This is a genomic window from Bacillus sp. C30, assembly GCF_040838255.1.
GTDB lineage: Bacteria > Bacillota > Bacilli > Bacillales > Bacillaceae_G > Bacillus_A > Bacillus_A mycoides.
Genome location: NZ_JBFPJH010000407.1, coordinates 1 through 2,684, shown reverse-complemented (window position 1 = coordinate 2,684; position 2,684 = coordinate 1). Strand labels below are relative to the sequence as shown.

At 33.8% G+C, this 2,684-nt stretch carries 2 protein-coding genes; one reads left to right on the top strand and one right to left on the bottom strand.

Annotation, left to right across the window (positions count from 1 at the left end; genetic code table 11):
• Positions 1-143 precede the first annotated feature (143 nt).
• Positions 144-938 carry a phosphotransferase gene (locus tag AB3X49_RS20975; RefSeq protein WP_002128534.1) on the top strand — a complete coding sequence of 265 codons (795 nt, stop codon included), beginning with the start codon at positions 144-146 and terminating at the stop codon, positions 936-938.
• A 136-nt stretch (positions 939-1,074) separates the two neighbouring features.
• Here the strand turns inward: AB3X49_RS20975 and AB3X49_RS20970 are convergent, their stop codons facing one another.
• A complete protein-coding gene (locus AB3X49_RS20970) occupies positions 1,075-2,607 on the bottom strand; it encodes a BA3702 family sensor histidine kinase (RefSeq protein ID WP_367964512.1) in 1,533 nt (510 codons plus the stop codon).
• Positions 2,608-2,684: the final 77 nt, after the last annotated feature.

The window sequence follows — 2,684 nt, the reverse complement described above, 5'->3', positions numbered from 1 at the left end:
CATAAATAGTAGACTAAATCGAGTGTAAAATCATAAAGATTTTATACTCGATTTTTTTTGTTGTAATTTAAGGGGTTAAAAGAGAATAGGAAAGTTATGTTAAAATATAAAGAAAATGTAGAATAATGGAGGGGGACTATTAGATGTCAAACTACGAAAATGAAGAAATGCTAACGGGAGGGAATGTCTCAAACGTATATCGTTCGGAAGATACTGTTCGACGAGAATTAAAGAAAGGCAGTACCCGAATTCATAAGCTATTAAACCATTTGGAAAACAAAGGTTTTAGTTATGCACCAAAGTTTTTAGGTATTGATGATAAAGATAGAGAGATATTATCATTTATTGAAGGAGAAGCTGGTAATTACCCTTTAAAAGAGTACATGTGGTCTAATGATGTTTTAAAAGAAATAGCGAAGATGCTCCGTCTTTATCATGATGCTGTGAGTGATTTCCCGTTATCAGATGATTGGAAACCGATGGATAATACTCCAAATAAAATAGAGGTTGTATGCCACAATGATTTTGCAATATACAACATTATTTTTAATAACGAAAAACCAGTAGGTATTATTGATTTTGATGTTGCTGGTCCTGGACCAAGACTTTGGGACATAGCCTATACTCTTTACACTTGTGTCCCATTAAGTAGAGTTTATTATAAGGAAACAGGTGCGGCGGTTTATTATAATTCATTACAGCATGCAGACCGCATAAAGCAAAGAGTTAAATTGTTTTTTGAGTCCTATAAAAGTGATGGCATCGCCGAGGATTATTTGGAGATGGTACTTCTACGATTAGAAGGATTATGTAAATACATGAAAAGAAAAGCACTAGAAGGCGATATGAACTTCCAAAAGATGATAGATGAAGGGCATCTTGAACATTATGAAAATGATATTCAGTTTATTCGTAAACATGGAAAAGAGTGGGTTTAATAAAATAAATCGTATACAAAAATAAAGCTCAGAGTCATATAGGGACTTTGAGCTTTTTAACGTATTAGTGTAGATGTTTTCCACAATAACCCGACTACTTATAACAGATGTCTTTTACTATATTAATGTAGCATAGTTATGAGTTTGTTACAGGCTGAGCTGTAGCAATCGGTAATTGGATATCGACAGTTGTTCCTATGTTTAATTCACTGGAAATGAATAATTTTCCGTGATGCTCTTGAATGATTTTATAGCACATCATTAAGCCAAGGCCAGTTCCTTTTTCTTTCAAGCTATAAAAAGGTTCGCCAAGACGAGCCATGCGCTCTTCAGGAATCCCACAACCTTCATCCATAATGCGTATTGAAACAAAATCATTTTCTAACGAAGCTGTTTGAATGAATATGTTACCACCATCAGGCATCGCCTCGATTGCATTTTTTAATATGTTAATCAAAACTTGTTTTAATTGATTACTGTCACATTGAATGTCAGAAATATAATCGAAATGATCCATGATGATATGAACGCTATGCATAATTGCTGTTGGTAAAATAAAAGTTACAACTTCTTCAATTAATGTTTGTACGTTGCATGTATGAATGGATAACACTTGTGGTTTAGACATCGCCATAAATTGGCTTGTTATAGATTCCATTTGTGAAATTTCACTCAACATAACGTCCACATACCATTTATTTTCCTCATTTATTTCTGGATGTAATAACGTTAAAAATCCTTTTAATGAAGTGAGCGGGTTTCTAATTTCATGGGCAATTCCAGCTGTCAGTTGTCCTACTACTGCAAGTTTTTCGGATTTCCGTAATAACTTTTCAGTTTCTTTTAGTTCGGTAACGTCTCTTCCCATCACTATAAGACCTTTGCGTGAGCCATCAGGATGGAAGAGTGGGACTTTTGAAATGCTTAAAACTAGGTCGAAATCATTTCTATGTATAATAAATTCCTCTCCGTGAAGAATTTGTCCTTTTTGCCATGTTAGTTCATCGACTTCTTCACAATGCAAAAAAGATTCGCGGTATGCTTCGTTATATTGAATGAGTTCATTATCTCTTTTTCCATGATAAGGAACGTTATGGAAATTGAAACAAGAAAGCGCATAGTCATTCGCTTCAAGCCAGCGTCCTTCATGGTCCTTAAAAATAACAAATGCAGGCATTGAATTCATTAATGTGCGTAATCGTTTCTCACTCTCTTGTAATACTTTCTCAATTCTTTCTGATTTTTCAAGGGGTTTCATAATGGCGTATACACCTGTTAAACGGTTTTTAACAAAAATAGGAACTAATTTTGTTACGACATCTAGTAAATATCCGTCTTTATGATAAATAGAGACGATATACTCTTTTTGATTGTCAGCTGCAGCATTTTTTATGTATTGTAGCACTTGATCAGAAATATGTGCTTCTAAAATAGAAGTGATTGTTTTTCGCTCTAATTCGTTAGAAGTATAACCTAATATTCTTTCCGCAGAGGGGTTAATATGTAAAATAACTCCTTCTAAATTCAATGAAATAATACTATCAGGGTTATGTTCAAAAAGAGATGCATACATTTCTGCTAAAGAACGATTTTGTATATGGTTTCGCAAGCGCTCCGATACGTTTGGGTGACGCTTTTTTTGAGTAGATGAATGTTTTTTACGACTCATAATATTTCCTCCGTACAACTAGCATCTAAAAAAGATGAATCTAGTACTAACTATAATATAGGTGCAATGTGTATTTC

Bases quoted from the DNA above. Each gene is read 5' to 3' on its own strand.
- AB3X49_RS20975 (WP_002128534.1), top strand. From the start codon at position 144: ATGTCAAACTACGAAAATGAAGAAATGCTAACGGGAGGGAATGTCTCA.
- AB3X49_RS20970 (WP_367964512.1), bottom strand. From the start codon at position 2,607: ATGAGTCGTAAAAAACATTCATCTACTCAAAAAAAGCGTCACCCAAAC.